Source organism: Streptomyces sp. NPDC037401, from assembly GCF_055602345.1.
In genome coordinates, this window is sequence record NZ_JBVJWO010000019.1 from 80,761 (window position 1) to 98,412 (window position 17,652).

Below are 17,652 nucleotides of genomic sequence, written 5' to 3' on the forward strand. Positions count from 1 at the left end.
CCCGCCCGGCACGCCCGCGGCCCCCGCTTCCGCCCGTACCGGAGTACGGGGACGCGGGGGCCGCGGGACGGGCCCTGGCGGGCCCGGTAACGGGTACTAGCTCCAGCTGGCGTGCAGCGGCTTGCCCTCGGCGTAGCCCGCCGCGGACTGGATGCCGACGACGGCCTTCTCCTCGAACTCGGCCAGCGAGCCCGCACCGGCGTAGGTGCAGGAGGAGCGGACACCGGCGATGATCGAGTCGATCAGGTCCTCGACGCCCGGGCGCTGCGGGTCGAGGAACATCCGCGAGGTGGAGATGCCCTCCTCGAACAGCGCCTTGCGGGCGCGGTCGTAGGCGGACTCCTCGCTGGTGCGGTTGCGCACCGCGCGGGCGGAGGCCATGCCGAAGGACTCCTTGTACAGGCGGCCGTCGGCGGCCTGCTGGAGGTCGCCCGGGGACTCGTACGTACCGGCGAACCACGAGCCGATCATCACGTTGGACGCACCGGCGGCGAGCGCCATGGCGACGTCGCGCGGGTGGCGGACACCGCCGTCGGCCCACACGTGCTTGCCGTACTTCTTGGCCTCGGCCGCGCACTCCAGCACCGCGGAGAACTGCGGGCGGCCCACGCCGGTCATCATGCGGGTGGTGCACATGGCGCCGGGGCCCACACCGACCTTGATGATGTCCGCGCCGGCGTCGATGAGGTCCTTGACGCCCTCGGCGGCGACGATGTTGCCCGCGACGATCGGGACCTGCGGGTCGAGGGCCCGCACGGCCTTGATCGCGGTGATCATCGACTCCTGGTGGCCGTGCGCGGTGTCGATGACGATGGTGTCCACGCCCGCGTCGAGCAGCTGCTTGGCCTTGGCCACGAAGTCGCCGTTGATGCCGACGGCGGCGGCGATGCGCAGCTTGCCGGCGGCGTCGGTCGCCGGGGTGTAGAGGGTCGCGCGCAGCGCACCCTTGCGGGTGAGGATGCCGACGAGCCGGCCGTCCCCGTCCACCGCGGGCGCGAGCTTGCGGTGCCCGGCGTCGAGGCGGTTGAAGGCCTCGCGGGGGTCGATGTCGGCGTCGAGGAGCAGGAGCTCCTTCGACATGACCTCGGAGAGCTGCGTGAAGCGGTCCACTCCGGAGAGGTCGTGCTCGGTGACGACGCCGATCGGGCGCTGCTCCGCGTCGACGACGACGCCGGCTCCGTGCGCCCGCTTGGGCAGCAGCGAGAGGGCGTCGGCGACGGTCTGCGTGGGCGCCAGGGTGATCGGGGTGTCGAGCACGAGGTGGCGGGTCTTGACCCCGGAGATGACGTCGGTGACGACCTCGATCGGGATGTCCTGCGGGATGACGACCATGCCGCCGCGGCGGGCGACGGTCTCGGCCATCCGGCGGCCCGCGATGGCGGTCATGTTCGCGACCACGAGCGGGATGGTGGTGCCGGTGCCGTCGGGCGAGGAGAGGTCGACACCCTGCCGGGAACCCACCGCAGAGCGGCTCGGCACCATGAATACGTCGTCGTACGTCAGGTCGTACGGCGGCTTCAGGTCATTGAGGAAACGCACGTGCTGAACATCCCAGTCGGTCGGAGGTAACCCAGGTCGCCCCGGCAGAAGCCGGGGAAAACGCACGTACTTCATTCTCCCACGTCCGGCCCGGTGTGCCGCCCGGGACGATCGTCCAGGACATACCGGGCCGGGTGGTCCGTTCCTACGGGACCAAAGGCCTGCTGCGGGGGTGGAACGGCGTGCGCAGGCCGTTCGGCGGGGCCGCGGCGGCGGGCGCGGCGGCCCGGGGGCGGGCGGCCAACAGGGTGGCCGCGTGCGCGACGCTCGCGAGGGTGGCGTGGTGGTGCCAGCCGCGGAAGGAGCGGCCCTCGAAGTCGCGGATGCCGACCGGCTCGCAGATCTCCGCGAAGTCGAGCGCGACCCGGTCGGTGAGCTTGGCGAGCAGGAAGAGCTGGGCGAGCGGGCGGTCGCCGATGTTGGTGATCCAGAATTCCGTGGGCAGCAGGGAGGACTCGGTCCAGGCGCCGAGGAGCAGCAGCGGGGCGGCGGACCCGGTCCGCTCGTCGCAGGGGGCGGGGAGGACGGCGGCCGAGGTCAGCAGGGTCACGGCGCCCTCGGCGCAGCCGTGCCGGGTCCATTCGACGACGCGGCGCTGCGAGCGCAGGGAGTCGATGACCTCGCGGGCGGACGCGGTGCGCAGCCCGGCCTTGGGGAGTGCGCCCGTCGGCAGCCCCGCCGGGGCTGCGGGCGTTCGGGCCCCGGGCGCATGGGCCCCGTACGTGCGGGTGCCGGGCGTACGGGGCCCTTCGGGCGCGTGGCGGTCCGCGCCGGAAGGGCCGCCGAAGGCCACGCGCAGGGAGCCGCCGACCTTGAGGACGAACGGGATGTCCTGGAGGGCGAAGGCCTCGACGCAGGGCAGGAACTCCGCGTTGCAGACCTCCATGACCACGGGCCTGCGCTGGAGCTCCCAGCCGGCGGCCATCCGCCGGACGGCCTGGACGGCGTCCTGGGCGGGCGTCAGGGAGCGGGCGGTGTCGGGGATGCCGGCCCGGCGGCGCAGCAGCTCGGTGGTCCAGGCGCCGGGGAGCGCGAGGCTCCATTCGACGGGGAATCCGGCTTCGCTCGAGGCGAGCCAGATGCCGTTGGCCTGCTGGCAGTTGGCGGTGCGGCCGAGCTGGGGGACGAACTGCCGGCCGACCCCGACGGAGCGGTCCCCCGCCTTCTCGATGACCAGGGGCCGGACCACCCAGGCCAGGGGCTGCCGGGCGGTGGCTTCGAGGTGGCGGGCCAGGGCCCGGCGCACCGGGGTCCAGTCCCACGGCGACTTGCTGATGAACTGCTGGAGGCTCTGTTCGACGGATCCGGGGCCGGAGCCGGCGATGTTGCGGATCGTCTTCTTGCCGGTGGCGGAGACGAGTCCGTTCAGGTAGACGCGGGCCCAGTTCCGCTGGTCCCGCCGGGGTAAGGACTCGAAGAACAGGGAGATCAGCACGTCGATCGCTTCGGAGACTTCCCTGGTGGACCCCTCCGGCAGGACTCCGCGAGCCATCTGCGCCTCCCCCGCCCAACTGCCCCGGGCAAATACCCTACTTGACCGGTCACACGGGCCGCAGGCGCGCGCGGCGACTTCCTGAAGTCGTCGTTTCGCGCCGCCACGCGTCCGCGTGCGCTCCGCCCCTTGCGATCACCGGGCCCGCGGGTGCAACGTTGATTACATGATTACAGCCGAACAGCGTGAAGAGCTCCGCGGCTGGTTCGCCGGCCGCCTGCCGGAAGACGTCTACGAAACGCTGGTGGAGGTGGTGGTCGACCGCGAGGAGATCACCGTCATCGGGCGCATACCGGCCGACGAGGCGGTGGGGGAGTTCCGCGAGCGCACCCGCGCCCGCCGTATCGAGGTGGCCCGCGAGGCCGAGCAGCTCTACCGCCGGAAGGTCGCCTGGGGGGTGGAGAGCGGGTCGGAGCGCACGCTCTTCACCCACCTCGCGGTGCCGGTGATGACCCGGCTGCGCCAGTCGGAGCGCCAGGTGCTGGACACCCTGGTCGCCGGCGGCGTGGCCCGCAGCCGGGCGGACGCGCTCGCGTGGTGCGTGCGCCTGGTCGGCCGCAACACCGACGACTGGCTGGCAGAGCTGCGCGCATCCCTCGAACACGTCGGGCGGGTCCGCGACCGGGGCCCCGATTCCCGGGAGTCCGGCTCGGATTGACCGGATCCGCTGACGCGCCGCCCCGGTGCCGGGAGGGTGGCTGCGACAGCCGGCACAGGGAGAGGCAGCACATGACCACGACCGTCGAGTACATCCGCTACCGGATCGCACTGTCCGACCAGCAGGCCTTCGAGGACTCCTACCGCCGGGCCGCGGAGTCGCTGGCGGCCGCCACCGAGTGCATCGACTACGAACTCGCCCGCTGCGAGGAGGAGCCCGAGCGGTACGTCCTGCGGATCCGCTGGACCTCGGTCGCGGACCACCTCCAGGGCTTCCGCAAGGGCGGGCAGTTCCCGCCCTTCTTCGACGCGATCAAGACGTACGTGGCGGCCATCGAGGAAATGCAGCACTACACGACCACGGACGTGACGGGCGTCGGGAAGGCGGCCGGACGGCAGTGAGCACACCCACGATCTACGAGTGGATGGGCGGCGAGGAGGCCCTGGACCGCCTCGCCGACGCCTTCTACGGGCACGTCCTGCAGGACGACGTCCTGCGCCCGGTCTTCGCCGGCATGGATCCGGGGCACCCGCGGCACGTGGCGCGCTGGCTCGGCGAGGTGTTCGGCGGTCCGGCCGCCTACACCGGGCACCACGGCGGCCACGCGCACATGGCCTCCCGCCACCTGGGCCGCGGCATCACCGAGCAGCAGCGCCGCCGCTGGGTGGACCTGCTGATGGACACGGCGGACGAGGTCGGGCTGCCGGCGGACCCGGAGTTCCGCGGCGTCTTCGCGTACTACATCGAATGGGGCACGAGGATGGCGCTGATCTATTCGGGGCCGAACCCGCCCCCGGTGGACGCGGCGGACGTCCCGGTGTGGTCCTGGGGCCGTACGCCCCCGTGGCAGCCCGGGGCCTGATCCGCCCCGCCCGGGACCCGGGCGCCGGCCCGCGTCCGCCCCCGGCACCGTCGCGTCAGGCGGTGCGGCGGCGGGCCGCGGGCGGCGGATCCTCCTGCGCCAGCAGCACGGACAGGCCGCCCTCCGCCGCGGACTCGGCCGCGTCCCAGTAGTCCGCGGCGCCTTCCAGCACCTCCCGGAAGGTCTCCCAGTCCCCCGGCCGGGCCCGCGCGTACCCGCGCCAGTGGGTGACGGCGAGCAGCACGCGCCCCGCGCCGTCGGGGTACCAGCCGGTCTCGGTGAGCACGTCGGCGAGCGCGTCCCAGTTGCGCCCGAACCGGTCCGGCAGCGCGAGTTCCCGGGCGCACCGCTCCATGAGCGCGGCCTTCGTCCGTACGCCGTCCAGGCCCAGGACGATCACGGTCCGGCCCGCGTCCCGGGCGGCCGCCACGGCGGGGGCCAGCGGCTGGGGGTCCAGGGTCATCGGAGAACCGCCTTGAACGAGTTGTAGTGGTCGTCCGTGTAGTAGATCTCGCCGCCGCGCCCGGTCACGATCCGGCGCGCCCCGCGGTCGCGCTCCCCCGGGGTGCGCACGGTGTATTCGTGGTAGTAGCCGCGCTTCTGACGGGGCAGCAGCTTCTCGAAGTTCCCGAAGACCGTGCCGTCCTGGCGGTACGGAAAGGGCCCGCCGCGGTCGATGAGCAGCAGGGTGTCCCGGGCCTGCGGGGGCAGTTCGGCGACCGGGACGGCCGGCATGCCCTTCGCCCAGCCGGGGGCGGCCGTGGCGGCGGGCGAGGCGGCCGCGGGGGCCGAGGCCGGGGCGGCGGTGCCGGGGGCGGCGCTCTTCCCGCCCGCGCATCCGGCGGCGGCGCCCACCAGGGCGACGCAGAGGAACAGTGCCCCGACGGCCCCCACAGCCCTCACGAGACGGCGCAGATGCGAGGACGCGTTCCGGAGGATCATGCCGCCGATGCTGTCAAATATCCGTTTTGTACGCGAATCCCCGCGCGGTGGGCCGACCGGGCGGCCCGGCCGGTCAGGCCGCGTCGGTGTCAGGGTCCGCCCGGTCCAGCGCCGGCCGCAGCCCCGGGGCCGACTCGGTGAGCAGGTAGTCGGCGACGGCCGTGTCCGTCACCAGGCTGGTGACCAGCCCGGAGCGCAGCACCGCGCCGATCGCGGAGGCCTTGCGCAGGCCGCCGGCGATGGCCACCACCTCGGGGATCCGGCGCAGCCGGTCGGCCTCCACGGTGATGCAGCGCTCGCCGAGGTCGCGGCCGACCCGGCGGCCGTCCTTGTCGAAGAGGTGCGCGGACATCTCGGCGGCGACGCCGAGCGAGGCGTAGTGGGCCCGCTCGTCGTCCGTCAGCATGTCGTGGACCGTGGAGATGCCCGGCTCCCAGGAGCCGATGGACACGGCGGCGACGGTCACCTTGTCGAAGTACTCGAAGGCGCGGGCGATGCCGGTCTGGTTGCGCAGCGCGGCGGCCGTGGCCGGGTCGGGCAGCAGCATCGGGGCGTAGATGGGGTGCGCGTCGCCGCCCGAGACCTGGGCGGCCCGGCGCACGGCCTCCACGGAGCCGCGCTCGGCGGTCCCCGCGTCGTACACGCCGGTCAGCTGGACGACGGTGCACGGCGGCAGCCGGTGCAGGGCCGCCGCCATGTGGATCGTCGAGCGCCCCCAGGCCAGGCCCAGCACGTCGCCCTCGTTGACCAGCTCGCCCAGCAGGTCGGCGGCGACCGCGCCCAGGTTCTCCGGGTCCGGGGCGTCCTCGGCCGCGTCGGCCGGGGACTCGACCACGACCGCGTGCCGCAAGCCGTACCGGGCGCGCAGTGCGTCGGAGCGCTCCGCGTCGAGCTCGGCGGGCACCCGGATCTCGATCCGTACGAGATCGCGCTCCAGGGCGGTCTCGAGGACCCTGGCCACCTTGAAGCGGCTCACGCCGAACTCCTCGGCGATCTGGATCTTGGACTTCCCCTCCAGGTAGAAGCGGCGGGCCATGGCCGCCGCCTGCACCAGCTCCGCGGGTCCCATCCGCAGGGCTGACCGACCCGCCGACACACCAGACACCGCGATCTCCTCACTGCTGTTCACACTCTCGACTCGCCGTTCATCCTGTCAGATCCGGCGGCCGTTGATCAGCCCGGACAGCTCCCGTTCATCGAGCTGTTCACCGAGCCTTCTTCTGTGGTCGGTCAGCGGTCGGTCAGTGGTCGCACGCCCAGGGCGCCGCGGCGATCGCCGCGCCCGCCTGCTCGCGCAGGGTGCGGACGGCGGCGGCCGGGTCCACGGCGCCGTACACCGCGCTGCCCGCGACGAAGACGTCCGCTCCGGCCTCGGCGCACCGCTCGATCGTCGTGGCCGAGACCCCGCCGTCGACCTGCAGCCACAGCTCCAGACCGTGCTTGGCGATCAGCTCACGGGTACGGCGGATCTTCGGCAGCATGACGTCCAGGAACGGCTGGCCGCCGAAGCCCGGCTCGACCGTCATGATCAGCAGCATGTCGAGCTCGGGGAGGATGTCCTCGTACTGCTCGATGGGCGTGGCGGGCTTGAGCGCCATGGAGGCGCGCGCACCCAGGGAGCGGATCTCCCGCGCCAGCCGCACCGGGGCACCGGCGGCCTCGGCGTGGAAGGTGACCGATCCGGCCCCCGCCTCGACGTACTGCGGGGCCCAGCGGTCCGGGTCCGCGATCATCAGATGCAGGTCCAGCGGGATGTCCGTGGCGCGGCTGAGCGACTCGACGATCGGCACGCCGAGGGTCAGGTTGGGGACGAAGTGGTTGTCCATGACGTCGACATGGAGCCAGTCGGCACCCTCGACCGCCTTCGCCTCCTCGGCGAGCCGGGCGAAGTCCGCGGACAGGATGCTGGGATTGATCTGAACGGCCATGCCCCAAGCGTGCCATGAGCGGCGCCCCTCCCGGCGGGGCGGGGTGCCCTCAGGCGGTCCGGCGCAGCAGCGCCAGGTACATGGCGTCGGTACCGTGCAGATGCGGCCACAGCTGGACGTCCGGGCCGTCGCCCAGCGCCGGCACTCCGGGGAGCAGCGGCCGGGCGTCGATCCACTCCGCCGAGACCGGCTCGCCGCCGCCCCGGCCCTTCAGTACGTCCTCCACGACCACCCGGGTCTCGGCCAGGTGCGGGGAGCAGGTGGCGTATCCGACGACACCGCCGACGCGCACGGCCGACAGGGCCTCGCGCAGCAGGGCCCGCTGGAGCGGCGAGAAGCCGTCCAGGTCCTCGGGCCTGCGGCGCCACCGGGCCTCGGGGCGGCGGCGCAGGGCCCCCAGGCCCGTGCACGGCACGTCCATCAGGACCCGGTCGAAGGACCCGGGCAGCCACGGCGGGCGGGTCCCGTCGGCGGCGATGACCTGGTACGGGCCGGGGTTGCCGGCCAGGGCGCGTTCGACGAGCCGGGCGCGGTGCGGCTGCTTCTCGGAGGCGAGCAGGAAGGCTCCGCGCTGTGCGGCGAGCGCGCCGAGCAGGGCCGCCTTGCCGCCGGGGCCGGCGCAGCCGTCGAGCCAGCGCTCGTCCCGGCCCTCCAGGGGTGCCAGCGCCAGCGCGGCGGCGACCAGCTGGCTGCCCTCGTCCTGGACTCCGGCGCGCCCGTCGCGCACCGCCTCGATGGCTCCGGGCTCGCCGCCCTCGGCGAGCCGGACGGCGTACGGCGACCAGCGGCCCGGCAGGGCGGAGTCCTCGCCGACCGCGGCGAGCAGCTCCTCGGGGGTGGTGCGCCCGGGGCGGGCGACCAGGGTGACCTCGGGGCGTTCGTTGTCCGCTTCGAGGAGGTCCTCGATGCCGGCACGGCCGCCGCCGAGGGAGTCCCAGAGGGCGGAGACGACCCAGCGCGGGTGGGAGTGGACCACGGCGAGGTGGTTCTCGGCGTCGTCCTCGTACGGCGGTGCGACCTGCTCCAGCCAGCCCTCGAGGTCCTTGGCGGCGATCTTGCGGAGTACGGCGTTCACGAACTTGGCACGTCCGTCGCCGAGCACCACGCGGGCCAGCTCCACGCTGGCGGAGACCGCCGCGTGGCTGGGGATCCGGGTGCCGAGCAGCTGGTGGGCGCCGAGCGAGAGGACGTCGAGCACCGGCGGGTCCACCTCGCGCAGCGGACGGTCCACGCACGCCGAGATGATCGCGTCGTACGTGCCCTGGCGGCGCAGCGTGCCGTAGACCAGCTCGGTGGCCAGGGCCGCGTCCCGGGCCTCGAAGCGGCCGCCCTTGGCCTCGGCGGCCTCGCGTGCCTTGCGCAGCAGCGGGGGCAGGACGAGGTTGGCGTACGCATCGCGCTCGTCGACCGCCCGCAGCGCCTCGAAGGCGAGGATCCGCACGGGGTCCTTCTGGGGTCGCCGGTAGGGCTTGGCCGGCTTGGCGGCAGGACGGCGACGAGGCTGTTCGGTCACGTGAAAGGTGCTCCGCTGATGAAAGGTGACGACGTGCGGTGAAGAAGGGGGCTGCCCCGTAAGGGCAGGTCAGACAGGTCGGGCAGGTGGGGCGGGTGAGCCGGGGGCGAACCCTTTCAGCGTACGTCGGCCGCGCCGAGCCGCTCGCCGGGGGCGATCCGCACGCCGCGGGCCCAGTCGGCGCCCTTCATCGGCTTCTTGCCCTGCGGCTGCACCCAGAGCAGTTCGACGGCGTGGGATCCGGTGCCGACGTGGACGTGGTTCTTGCCGGGGCCGAGCTCGCCGGGTGCGAGGTCCGCGCGCTCGGGCACCAGGGCCGTCTGGATGAGCTTGAGGCGCTCGCCGCGGAAGACCGTCCAGGCGCCGGGGGCGGGCGTGCAGCCGCGGACGATCCGGTCGGCGCGCAGCGCCGGGGCCGTCCAGTCGACGAGCGCGTCCTCGACGGTGATCTTGGGGGCGTGGGAGACGCCGTCGGCGGGCTGCGGCTCGGCCCGCAGGGTGCCGTCCTCGATGCCGTCCATGGTGGCGGCGAGCAGTCCGGCGCCCGCGAAGGCGAGGCGGGTGAGCAGGTCGCCGCTGGTGTCCGTCGGCCGTACGTGCTCGGTGAGCACGCCGTAGACCGGGCCGGTGTCCAGGCCCTCGTCGATGCGGAAGGTCGACGCACCGGTCATCTCGTCGCCCGCCATGATCGCGTGCTGCACGGGTGCGGCGCCGCGCCAGGCGGGCAGCAGCGAGAAGTGCAGGTTGACCCAGCCGTGGGCGGGGATGTCCAGGGCGGACTTCGGGATCAGCGCGCCGTACGCGACCACGGGGCAGCAGTCCGGGGCGATCTCGGCGAGCCGGGCGAGGAAGGCGGGGTCGCGCGGGCGGGCCGGCTTGAGCACCTCGATGCCCGCCTCCTCGGCCCGTTCCGCGACGGGGCTCGCGAACAGCCGACGGCCGCGGCCGGCCGGGGCGTCGGGCCGCGTGACCACGGCGGCGACCTCGTGCCGCCCGGAGGCGATCAGGGCGTCCAGGGCGGGAACGGCCACCTCGGGGGTGCCTGCGAAGACGAGCTTCACCGGTGTCTTACCTCGCTATCTCGGCGGCTGCGACAAGCAGCGTCCCAGTCTAGGGGCCGCGGGGCCCGCTCTCACCCGGGGGGCGTACGGACACCCGCGCGCCTCTCGCATATGCCGACGCGCCCCCACAGCGTGACCACATCGCCGCATCGAGCGTTGGTCAAGTGAGATTGACCGAAAGGGGTCGCATTGCGCCGCGGCCCGTCCGTTTCGACGCCGGTTCGAGAGGCTTGTAAATGGCCGACCACGCCACCCACGACGCCCAAGCGCGGGCCAGCCTGCATCTACTGGTGCGGGACATCGAGCGGGTCCGCCGGCAGGTGGATGCGCTTCGTACCCTCACCGCCCAGCTCGGCAACGTCTACCGTCCGCGCCGCTCCGGCCCCTCCACGGGCTTCGTCGTGTACGGCCGGGCCCCCGCGCCGACCGTCCGCCTCGCGCAGGAGCTGCGGGACAGCGTGGAGACGCTGGTGACCGCCGCGGTCGACTTCGACCGTTCGCTCGGATTCTCGTGGGACGCGGTGGGCTCCGCGCTCGGTGTGACCAAGCAGGCCGTCCACCGCCGCTACGGCGCCCGCCGGGCCGGCGCCACGGGAGCGGCCACGGCCGAGGCCGAGCCGCTGGCGGAGGGCACGACCACGCGCACGCTGGGCATGCCGTCCGTGCCCGCGGCCCGGTCGATGCCGCCCCAGCCGACCTCGGGCAGCCAGGCCCTGCGCGAGGAGGCCGCCCCGGCCCGCGCCGGGGCCTTCCCCGGACCGCGCACCGGCTGACCTGCCGGCGGCACGCTCCGCGCCCGGAGAACACTGCCCTGCAGGGCCTTCCCCTCCCTGCAGGGCAGTTCCCTGTCCGGGGGCGGGCCGGGACCCGCCGGTCGCCGCGGGGCTCAGCCGATGTCGAGCGGGTCGATCCGCACCCGTACCGGGTCGGCCGGGCCCCGGGCCAGCCGGGCGGCCTGGGCCGCCTTGAGCGCGGCGGCCAGTGCGGCCCCGCTGCCGGGCGGCACCCGGATCAGGGCCCGCTCCCCCGGCTCCGCACCGCGCCGCTCGGGCAGCGGCACCGGCCCCAGCACCTGCGCGTCCGCCGGCAGCCGGGCCGCCGCGAGGAACTCCGCGAGCGCCTCGGCCCGCCCGGCCACCGAGGCCATCCGCGACACCGGCGGGAATCCCAGCTCCGCCCGCTCGGCCAGCTCCCGCACGGCGTGCCCGACCGGATCCCAGCGCACCAGGGCCTGCACGGGCCGCAGCGTGGGCTCGGCGACGATGACGACCGTGCCGCCCGCGCCCTGGCCCCGGACCAGCGAGGCGGCGCCGATCCACCGGCGCAGCGCCTCCTCCGCGGCCCGCAGGTCCGGCCGGCCCAGCATCGCCCAGCCGTCCAGCAGCAGCGCGGCGGCGTACCCGGCGCCCTCGGCGACCGGTTCGGCACCGGGCGTGGACACGATCAGGGCGGGCCGGTCGGGCACCGAGTCGAGGACGTGGTCGCGTCCCGAGGTGCGCACCGGAACGGCCGGGAAGGCGCGCCCGAGCTCCTCGGCGGTCCGGCGGGCGCCCACGACCTGCGCGCGCAGCCGCACCGAGCCGCAGGTCTCGCAGTGCCAGGACGTCTCGGCCGTGCCGCACCAGCCGCAGTACAGCTCCCGCTCGTCCGGGGCCTCCAGCGGCCCGGCGCAGTGCCGGCAGCGGGCGGGGGTGCGGCAGCGCTCGCAGGCCAGCCGGGGGACGTAGCCGCGCCGCGGCACCTGGACCAGCACCGGGCCGGTCTTGAGCCCTTCCCGCACGGCCTCCCAGGCCAGGCTGGGCAGCCGGGCCGCGCGCGCCGCGCCGTCCCGGGCGAAGTCGTCGTCGCCGACGGTGCGGATCCGGGGCGCGGCGGCGCGCACCTGCGCCCGGTCGGCGGCCAGCGGGCGGGCCCAGCCCGACTCCACCAGCTGCGCGGCCTCCACGGTGCAGGAGGTGGACCCGAGCAGGAAGGCGCAGCCGTCGTGCGCCGACCGCAGCTCCAGGACCTCGCGGACGTGCGGGAAGGGGGCGTTGTCGTCGCTGAGGCTGGAGTCGCCGTCGTCCCAGACCGCGACCAGGCCCAGGTCCCGGACGGGGGCGAACATGGCCGCGCGGGTGCCGATCACGGCCCGGACCGAGCCGCGGTGCACCGCGAGCCACTGCCGGTAGCGCTTCTCCGGTCCGGATTCGGCGGTCAGCACCGCGTGCCGGCCAGCGCCGAGCAGTTCGGTGAGGGCGGCGTCGAGCCGGGCGACGGCCTTGCCGTCGGGCAGCACGGCGAGGGCGCCGCGCCCGGAGGCGAGGGCGGCGGCCATGGCGCGGGCGAGCTCACCGGGCCAGCCGGGGCCGGGCAGGGCGGTCCACACGGCCCGGGGGCTCGCCCCGGACGCCAGGGCGCGCAGGAAGGCGGGCCCGGAGGGGTAGCGCTCCCAGCCGCCGGGCTCCGGGGCGGGGGGCGGGGGCAGCGGCTCCGGCGAGGGCTTGGCCTCGGCGCGGGCGTTGCGCGGCGGAACGGCGAGCTGGAGTACGTCGGCGAGGCTGCCGGCGTAGCGGTCGGCGACGGCCCGGGCGAGGGCGAGCATGCGGGGGCTGAGCACGGCTTCGGGGGACACGACGTGGGCGAGGGCGGCGAGGGGGCCGTGGTAGTCGGTCTCGGCCCGCCGCTCGACCAGGAAGCCGTCGATCAGGCCGCCGCCCTCGCGGCGGCCCTCGCGGACGTGGTGGGCCCCGGCGCCGAAGCGGACGCGGACCCGGACGCCGGGCTGGGCGGCCTCGTCGAGCTCGGCCGGGACGGCGTAGTCCCAGAGCTGGTCCAGGTGGAGGACGCCCTTGTTGACGAGGATCCGAGCCACGGGCAGCTGCTCGGCGAGGGCGGCCCCGCGCCAGGTGCGCGGCTTGGCCTTGGGCGCGGCCTTGGCCTGGCGGACCGTCTCCCGGATCAGCGCGAGCTGCTCCGGCGGGCCCGCCGGACCCGGTTCGGTCCCGCCGGTCCGCTCGTCGGGGCCGTTCACGCTGCTCACAGGTGATTTCTACCAAACGCCACCGACAGCGAACGGCCCCGGACCGTCTGGTCCGGGGCCGTTCGCGTCGTTCGGGTGGTGCGGCCGGTCCTACAGGCCGGCGGCGGCGCGCAGGGCGTCGACGCGGTCCTTGCGCTCCCAGGTGAAGTCGGGGAGCTCGCGGCCGAAGTGGCCGTACGCGGCGGTCTGCGCGTAGATCGGGCGCAGCAGGTCGAGGTCGCGGATGATCGCGGCCGGGCGGAGGTCGAAGACCTCGCCGATGGCGTGCTCGATCTTGGCGACGTCGACCTTCTCGGTGCCGAAGGTCTCGACGAAGAGGCCGACGGGCTCGGCCTTGCCGATGGCGTACGCGACCTGGACCTCGCAGCGCGAGGCGAGGCCGGCGGCGACGACGTTCTTGGCGACCCAGCGCATGGCGTACGCGGCGCTGCGGTCGACCTTGGACGGGTCCTTGCCGGAGAAGGCACCGCCGCCGTGGCGGGCCATGCCGCCGTACGTGTCGATGATGATCTTGCGGCCGGTGAGGCCGGCGTCGCCCATCGGGCCGCCGATCTCGAAGCGCCCGGTCGGGTTGACCAGCAGGCGGTAGCCGTCGGTGTCCAGCTTGATGCCGTCCTCGACGAGCTGCTTGAGCACGTGCTCGACGACGAACTCGCGGATGTCGGGCGCGAGCAGCGAGTCGAGGTCGATGTCGGACGCGTGCTGCGAGGAGACCACGACCGTGTCGAGGCGGACGGCCTTGTCACCGTCGTACTCGATGGTGACCTGGGTCTTGCCGTCGGGGCGCAGGTACGGGATGGTCCCGTTCTTGCGGACCTCGGCCAGACGCCGGGAGAGGCGGTGCGCGAGGTGGATCGGCAGGGGCATGAGCTCGGGCGTCTCGTCGCACGCGTAGCCGAACATCAGGCCCTGGTCGCCGGCGCCCTGCTTGTCGAGCTCGTCCTCGTCGCCCTCGACCCGCTTCTCGTACGCGGTGTCGACACCCTGGGCGATGTCCGGGGACTGCGCGCCGATGGACTCGGAGACGCCGCAGGAGGCGCCGTCGAAGCCCTTCTTCGAGGAGTCGTAGCCGATCTCGAGGATCTTCTCGCGGACGAGGGAGGCGATCGGCGCGTACGCCTTCGTCGTCACCTCACCCGCGATGTGTACGAGACCCGTGGTGATGAGGGTCTCCACGGCAACGCGGGAGGTCGGGTCCTCGCGGAGAAGCGCGTCGAGGATCGTGTCGCTGATCTGGTCAGCGATCTTGTCGGGGTGGCCCTCGGTCACGGACTCCGAGGTGAACAGGCGGCGGGACACATCGCTCCCTGGGGTTGCAGCGGCTGCTGGCTGATCATTTGTCGGCACCGTACCGGAGGCTGCTCCCGGCCTGGTTCCACGTTCAGTTTATCGGTCACTGCCGACCGCGGGACCACGTGTCTCGCCTGATGGGAGCGCTGTGACCTGCGGCACTCCATTGTGACCCACGCGTAATGCGCCGAACAAGAGCCACCGGGGCACCGCGCGTCGCAACGGGCGGATGCCGCGGCAACTCGGCCAACTCGCCGTTCGATTCAGGCAAGTTTCAGGAAAGCCGGGGCGAAACGAGGTCCCAGATGGCGTCCGCGAGCGCCTCCTTCGGGCCATGGGGAATCGGGGTTTCCGCGCCGTCGGAACCGAGGATCACCGCTTCGTTTTCCTCTGATCCAAAGGTCTTGGTCTCCCCTACCTCGTTCACGACGAGGAGGTCGCACCCCTTGCGCCTCAGCTTCGCCCAGCCGTTGGCGAGGACGTCGTCCGTCTCGGCGGCGAAGCCGACGACGATCTGGCCGGGGCGGGGCCGGTCGGCCGAGATCTCCGCAAGGATGTCCGGATTGCGTACCAGGGCCACCGGCGCCGGCTCCTGTCCGTCCTTCTTCTTGATCTTGCCTTCGGCGTACTCGGCGGGCCGGAAGTCGGCGACCGCCGCGGCCATGACCACGGCGTCTGCGTCCGCGGCGGCCTTGAGCACGGCCTCGCGCAGCTGCAGGGCGGTCCCGACGCGGACCACGTCGGCGCCCGCCGGGTCGGGCAGGGCGGCGTTGGCGGAGACCAGCGTGACCCGGGCGCCGCGGGCGACGGCCGTGCGCGCCAGGGCGTACCCCTGCTTGCCGGAGGAGCGGTTGCCGAGGAACCGGACCGGGTCCAGGGGCTCGCGGGTGCCGCCGGCGCTGACGACCACGTGCCGCCCGGCGAGGTCGCGCTCCTGGACCGGGCCGCGGCCCCGGCTCCGCCTGCGCAGGACGCCGCGGCAGACCTCGAAGATCTCCTCGGGGTCGGGCAGCCGCCCCTTGCCGGTGTCGACGCCGGTGAGCCGGCCGACGGCGGGCTCGATGACGACGGCGCCGCGGCGGCGCAGCGTGGCGACGTTCTCCTGGGTGGCGGGGTGCTCCCACATCTCCGTGTGCATGGCCGGCGCGAAGACCACGGGGCAGCGCGCGGTGAGGAGGGTGTTCGTGAGCAGGTCGTCCGCGAGGCCGTGCGCGGCCTTGGCGAGCATGTCGGCCGTGGCGGGTGCGACCACCACCAGGTCGGCGCCCTGGCCGATGCGGACGTGCGGGACCTCGTGCACGGTCTCCCAGACCTCGGTCGATGCGGGGTGGCCGGAGAGGGCGGACCAGGTGGCCTCGCCGACGAAGTGCAGGGCGGAAGCCGTGGGCACCACCCGTACGTCGTGACCGGACTCGGTCAGCCGCCGCAGCAGCTCACAGGCCTTGTAGGCGGCGATCCCGCCGCTCACGCCCAGGACGACCTTCGGCTTGTCCACTGCATCTCCCCGCAATTCGACTCGACCCGCGCCGCACGACGCATGACACACGACACATTGAACGCAGACACACCACAGGCCCGGCAGATTCCTGCCGGGCCCGTGATCGAGAATTCCGCCTGCTGCCGGCCTTACTGGGCCGGGGCCTCGATGGCCTCGGAGGTCAGCAGACCCGCGTTGATCTCACGCAGAGCGATCGACAGCGGCTTCTCGTGGACGTGGGTGTCCACCAGGGGGCCGACGTACTCCAGCAGGCCTTCACCGAGCTGCGAGTAGTACGCGTTGATCTGACGCGCGCGCTTGGCCGCGTAGATCACGAGGCTGTACTTCGAGTCAGTGGCCTCGAGCAGCTCGTCGATCGGCGGGTTGATGATGCCCTCGGGCGCGGTGATGGAAGAGGACACGCTCTACCTTCCGAAGATGGGTAAAAGATCAAACAACTGCCATCAAGGCTAGCAGCTCGCGTGCTACGTCCTCGACGGAGGTGTTGACCAGGGTCGTGTCGAACTCGGATTCGGCCGCGAGCTCGACCTTGGCGGCCGCGAGGCGGCGCTCGATGACGTCGGGCGCCTCGGTGCCGCGGCCGGTGAGCCGGCGGACCAGTTCGTCCCAGCTCGGCGGGGCGAGGAACACGAGGAGTGCCTCCGGCATGGACTCCCGGACCAGCCGGGCGCCCTGGAGGTCGATCTCCAGCAGCACCGGCTCGCCCTTCTCCAGGCGCTCCAGCACGGCGCTCCGGGGGGTGCCGTAGCGGTTGCCCGCGAACTCGGCCCACTCCAGCAGCTCGCCGTTGGCGATCAGCTTGTCGAACTCGTCGTCGGTGACGAAGAAGTAGTGGACTCCGTGCCGCTCACCGGGCCGCGGCTTGCGGGTGGTGGCCGACACCGAGAGCCACACCTCGGGGTGAACCTTGCGCATATGCGCGACGACCGTGCTCTTGCCCACCCCGGAGGGGCCGGAGAGCACGGTCAGCCGCGGACGAACCTCTGCTGCCATGAAGCGATTATCCCGGTTCTCGGGACTGCCCGAGAACACACGGCGAACTTCAGGCGGCGCGTCAGGCGCCGCCACCGCCGAACTCGCGCTCCAGGGAGGCGATCTGGTTGGAACCGAGACCTCGCACACGGCGGGACTCGGAGATGCCGAGGCGCTCCATGATCTGCTTGGCGCGCACCTTGCCGACGCCGGGCAGGGACTCCAGGAGCGCGGAGACCTTCATCTTCCCGATGACGTCGTTCTCCTGGCCCTGCTTGATGACCTCGTGCAGGGAGGCGCCGGAGTGCTTGAGTCGATTCTTCACCTCGGCCCGCTCCCGGCGAGCCGCGGCGGCCTTTTCGAGCGCGGCTGCGCGCTGTTCAGGGGTAAGGGGCGGAAGAGCCACGCCTACGTCACCTCGGATGTCGAACTGTCGGATACGGACCGGCGAGGGGCCCCCGCGATGCCTGACGGCACGCCGCGACCCCACACCGGGGACGAGCGACGCGTCACGGATGTGACGTTCGCTCTGGGTCGGAGACTAGCGGCCTAGACCGCTCCAGTCAGCGAGAACGGACTAAAAGTCCTGGTCAGCCTCCACTGAACCGTACATCACAGACATATCACCCCGGTTTTGGCCGGGGAATTCGCCAAGCGGTGCGACGACCGGGCCCGACGGCGTGTGCGAACGGACCGGAACCGGCCCCGGAAAGGGCATTGCGCAGGTCGCCGATGATCTGCGGCGCCCCCCGGGGGCCCCGTCCGGGCCCTCGCGGCCCCCCGCGGGCGCCTTTCGTGACGGAAGTCACTCCCGGACCGGCGGGCGGGAGACGGCCCGGCCCCGCGGCCGGCCCCCGGGAGGGCCGGCCGCGGGG

The 17,652-nt window shown here is 73.6% G+C and carries 18 protein-coding genes; 4 read left to right on the top strand and 14 right to left on the bottom strand.

The genetic code is table 11. The annotated features are described in order from the left end of the window. Window positions 1-96 precede the first annotated feature (96 nt). Window positions 97-1,539, bottom strand: a complete 1,443-nt coding sequence (locus ACZ7H1_RS21720; RefSeq protein ID WP_470788790.1) for a GuaB1 family IMP dehydrogenase-related protein — start codon at window positions 1,537-1,539, stop codon at window positions 97-99. 145 nt (window positions 1,540-1,684) lie between these two features. Then, window positions 1,685-3,031, bottom strand: coding sequence for an IS701 family transposase (locus tag ACZ7H1_RS21725; protein ID WP_470788792.1), 1,347 nt, complete (start codon window positions 3,029-3,031; stop codon window positions 1,685-1,687). A gap of 166 nt (window positions 3,032-3,197) precedes the next feature. On the opposite strand from ACZ7H1_RS21725, the gene ACZ7H1_RS21730 reads away from it, so the two are divergent. The 3 genes from ACZ7H1_RS21730 (at window position 3,198) to ACZ7H1_RS21740 (ending at window position 4,551) form a co-directional block, all read left to right on the top strand. Then, window positions 3,198-3,689, top strand: coding sequence for a hypothetical protein (locus ACZ7H1_RS21730; RefSeq protein WP_470788793.1), 492 nt, complete (start codon window positions 3,198-3,200; stop codon window positions 3,687-3,689). Between the two features lie 71 nt (window positions 3,690-3,760). Beyond that, window positions 3,761-4,090, top strand: a complete 330-nt coding sequence (locus tag ACZ7H1_RS21735; protein ID WP_470788795.1) for a putative quinol monooxygenase — start codon at window positions 3,761-3,763, stop codon at window positions 4,088-4,090. Further along, the gene (locus tag ACZ7H1_RS21740) at window positions 4,087-4,551 is read left to right on the top strand and encodes a group II truncated hemoglobin (protein WP_470788796.1); all 465 of its coding nucleotides are present in this window, start codon (window positions 4,087-4,089) and stop codon (window positions 4,549-4,551) included. The genes ACZ7H1_RS21735 and ACZ7H1_RS21740 overlap by 4 nt, the downstream gene beginning before the upstream one ends. Before the next feature lie 55 nt (window positions 4,552-4,606). On the opposite strand, the gene ACZ7H1_RS21745 is transcribed toward ACZ7H1_RS21740, so the two are convergent. From ACZ7H1_RS21745 to fmt, 6 genes are all read right to left on the bottom strand, one after another. After that, window positions 4,607-5,014, bottom strand: coding sequence for a barstar family protein (locus ACZ7H1_RS21745; RefSeq protein ID WP_470788798.1), 408 nt, complete (start codon window positions 5,012-5,014; stop codon window positions 4,607-4,609). Further along, window positions 5,011-5,493, bottom strand: coding sequence for a guanyl-specific ribonuclease (locus tag ACZ7H1_RS21750; protein ID WP_470788800.1), 483 nt, complete (start codon window positions 5,491-5,493; stop codon window positions 5,011-5,013). Before ACZ7H1_RS21750 ends, ACZ7H1_RS21745 begins: the two co-directional genes overlap by 4 nt. Before the next feature lie 73 nt (window positions 5,494-5,566). Further along, window positions 5,567-6,622, bottom strand: a complete 1,056-nt coding sequence (locus ACZ7H1_RS21755) for a sugar-binding transcriptional regulator (protein WP_470788802.1) — start codon at window positions 6,620-6,622, stop codon at window positions 5,567-5,569. A gap of 112 nt (window positions 6,623-6,734) precedes the next feature. Next, window positions 6,735-7,421 (bottom strand): ribulose-phosphate 3-epimerase, encoded by a 687-nt coding sequence (rpe, locus tag ACZ7H1_RS21760; RefSeq protein WP_470788804.1) that lies wholly within the window; start codon window positions 7,419-7,421, stop codon window positions 6,735-6,737. 49 nt (window positions 7,422-7,470) lie between these two features. Next, the gene (locus tag ACZ7H1_RS21765; RefSeq protein ID WP_470788806.1) at window positions 7,471-8,934 is read right to left on the bottom strand and encodes an RsmB/NOP family class I SAM-dependent RNA methyltransferase; all 1,464 of its coding nucleotides are present in this window, start codon (window positions 8,932-8,934) and stop codon (window positions 7,471-7,473) included. Window positions 8,935-9,050: 116 nt separating this feature from the next. After that, a complete protein-coding gene (gene fmt / locus ACZ7H1_RS21770; protein ID WP_470788808.1) occupies window positions 9,051-9,995 on the bottom strand; it encodes a methionyl-tRNA formyltransferase in 945 nt (314 codons plus the stop codon). Window positions 9,996-10,231: 236 nt separating this feature from the next. Between fmt and ACZ7H1_RS21775 the strand changes: the two genes are divergently transcribed. Then, entirely contained in the window at window positions 10,232-10,768 is a 537-nt protein-coding gene (locus tag ACZ7H1_RS21775; protein WP_470788810.1) for a hypothetical protein, read from the top strand. Between the two features lie 113 nt (window positions 10,769-10,881). Here the strand turns inward: ACZ7H1_RS21775 and ACZ7H1_RS21780 are convergent, their stop codons facing one another. From ACZ7H1_RS21780 to ACZ7H1_RS21805, 6 genes are all read right to left on the bottom strand, one after another. After that, entirely contained in the window at window positions 10,882-13,017 is a 2,136-nt protein-coding gene (locus tag ACZ7H1_RS21780; protein ID WP_470788812.1) for a primosomal protein N', read from the bottom strand. Between the two features lie 90 nt (window positions 13,018-13,107). Beyond that, a complete protein-coding gene (metK, locus tag ACZ7H1_RS21785) occupies window positions 13,108-14,316 on the bottom strand; it encodes a methionine adenosyltransferase (protein ID WP_470788814.1) in 1,209 nt (402 codons plus the stop codon). A gap of 265 nt (window positions 14,317-14,581) precedes the next feature. Continuing rightward, window positions 14,582-15,802 carry a bifunctional phosphopantothenoylcysteine decarboxylase/phosphopantothenate--cysteine ligase CoaBC gene (coaBC, locus tag ACZ7H1_RS21790; protein ID WP_470788816.1) on the bottom strand — a complete coding sequence of 407 codons (1,221 nt, stop codon included), beginning with the start codon at window positions 15,800-15,802 and terminating at the stop codon, window positions 14,582-14,584. A gap of 131 nt (window positions 15,803-15,933) precedes the next feature. After that, window positions 15,934-16,206: a DNA-directed RNA polymerase subunit omega gene (rpoZ, locus tag ACZ7H1_RS21795; protein WP_004948662.1), complete on the bottom strand. Its 273-nt coding sequence runs from the start codon at window positions 16,204-16,206 to the stop codon at window positions 15,934-15,936. Between the two features lie 28 nt (window positions 16,207-16,234). Continuing rightward, entirely contained in the window at window positions 16,235-16,798 is a 564-nt protein-coding gene (gmk, locus tag ACZ7H1_RS21800; RefSeq protein ID WP_470788818.1) for a guanylate kinase, read from the bottom strand. Between the two features lie 61 nt (window positions 16,799-16,859). Continuing rightward, the gene (locus ACZ7H1_RS21805; RefSeq protein ID WP_226733467.1) at window positions 16,860-17,183 is read right to left on the bottom strand and encodes an integration host factor, actinobacterial type; all 324 of its coding nucleotides are present in this window, start codon (window positions 17,181-17,183) and stop codon (window positions 16,860-16,862) included. Window positions 17,184-17,652 lie beyond the last annotated feature (469 nt).